We start from the raw sequence: 861 nt of genomic DNA on the forward strand, positions 1-861 counted from the left end.
CGGTGGTGACCAATTGCGTGCTCGCCAACTGCGAGGCCACCGTCTGGGCGGTGTTGCCCGCGGGCTGCTGAGCGGCCTGGGTCACCGCCAACGCCTGCTCGGCCACCCCATCAGGAGTCGTGGTGTTCGGCGGGGCATCAAAGGGCGCCAACTGCGAGGCCGTGGCCGAAGCCGCCGCATAGCCATACATCGCCGCCGCATCCTGGGCCCACATCTCCATGTACTGCGCCTCGGTCGCCATGATCGCCGGCGTGTTCTGCCCGAAGAAATTCGTCGCGACCAACGTCGCCAACAACACCCGATTAGCCGCAATCACCGGCGGCGGCACCGTCATGGCCCGCCCACCCTTCGCCGGATAACCTCCGGGTCGGCAGCGTAGGAACACGCTTTAGCGCGCGAAAAGTGCTGCGCTAAAGCGTGTTTCGCGTTTGCGCCCAAGAACCGACTCGCGGCGGAGGCCTTGCCCACGCCCCCGGCCGGCCCCTGTCCGGGCCGACATCGCCGCGGCCTTTATTGCGACCGGATTTTTTGTCCAGCGCCCACGTCGATCCGCCCCGGCTGCGCGGGATCGCTTATCGGCCGTGATCCGCCCGGCACCCGTTCCCGCAGGTAGGCGTGCACACGGCGAACGCGGGCGGCCGCCGGCCCGGCCGTTGCGCTGTCCGCTGACCCGCTGGAACGGGGCGCCTCCCACCCGGACCGTCGAGTCACGGGCAGCGAGAAGACGGGGCGGCGCTCTAGCCTTCGCAAGCAAGCGCATCGCTTGAAGCCAGCTATCTAAAACACTCGCGAGGGAAACACATGGTTCGAGCCGGGGGGTTCGTAGGTGTTTGACTTCGGGGCGTTACCGCCGGAGATCAA

Annotated in this window: 1 pseudogene; it reads right to left on the minus strand. The window is 67.7% G+C overall.

The features are described from left to right. Nucleotides 1–337, minus strand: a pseudogene (locus A9X05_RS01375) (PPE domain-containing protein); the annotation flags it as partial. Between the last annotated feature and the right edge of the window lie 524 nt (nt 338–861).

Origin of the sequence: Mycobacterium sp. E3298 (assembly GCF_001666895.1) — a bacterium.
Taxonomy (GTDB): Bacteria; Actinomycetota; Actinomycetes; order Mycobacteriales; family Mycobacteriaceae; genus Mycobacterium.